At 76.1% G+C, this 967-nt stretch carries 1 pseudogene; it reads left to right on the top strand.

Annotation, left to right across the window (positions count from 1 at the left end):
• A pseudogene (locus tag FV228_RS30915) lies at positions 1 to 967 on the top strand (hypothetical protein); the annotation flags it as partial.

Genomic DNA, 967 nt, shown 5'->3' with positions numbered 1-967 from the left:
GCCGGCAAGGCGCTGCGCGGCGGCGCCCACGTGGCGAAGGCCGGGCCCGACTGGGTGCTCGACCGGCTCGACCTCAACCTCGGCTCGGTGGCCGTCTCGGGCAACGCCACCGTGGCGGCCGAGACCTGGCTGTCGGCCGGTACGCTGTCCGTGAAGGCAGCCAATCTCGCCGACATCTCGCCGCTCGCCCCGGAGCCCGTGGCCGGGCAGCTCGACGCCACGGTCACCCTCGCCCGGGACGGAGGCCGTCAGGATGCCGCGATCCGGGCGACCGGCGCCGCCCTGCGCTACGGCGCCTACGGCCTCAACCGCCTCGATGCCGACCTGAAGGGCCGCGACCTGCGCGCCCACCCGGCACTCGACGGGCGCCTTGACGCCGACCGCCTCCTCGCCGCCGGCCAGCAGATCGACACGGTCCGGCTCGCCGCGCTCAGTAGCCCGGCGGACAGCGACGTGACGCTCACCGCCAAGGCGCGCGGTTTCAACCTCGACGGCGCGGTCCGGGTCGTGCCGGACGACGACACCCGCATCGAGATCCAGCGCCTCTCGGCCGCCCGCGGCGGCGACCGCTTCGCCCTGACCGGGCCGGCCTCCGTCACTCTGCGTGACGGCGGCGCGGTGATCGAGGGGCTGTCGATCGCGGCGGGCACCGGCCGGGTCACGGTCTCGGGCCGGGCCGGCAAGGACCTCGACCTGAGGGTGGCGATCCGCGCGCTGCCGCTGTCGCTGGCCCGGATCGCCGCGCCCGATCTCGCCCTCTCCGGCACGGTGGACGGCGATGCGGACCTGCACGGCCCCGCGGGGCGTCCGGAGGGCCATTACGCGCTCACCGTCTCGAAACTCGTGGCACCCCAGACCCGTCAGGCCGGCCTGCCGCCGGTGGATGCCAGCGCCAAGGGAGCCCTATCGGACGGGCAGGCCAGCCTCGACGGCCGGGTCACGGCCGGGCGCGGCGTCGCCCTGACGG

It is taken from the genome of Methylobacterium sp. WL18 (genome assembly GCF_008040015.1).
Classification (GTDB): domain Bacteria; phylum Pseudomonadota; class Alphaproteobacteria; order Rhizobiales; family Beijerinckiaceae; genus Methylobacterium; species Methylobacterium mesophilicum.
This window is presented reverse-complemented; position numbering and strand designations above follow the sequence as displayed.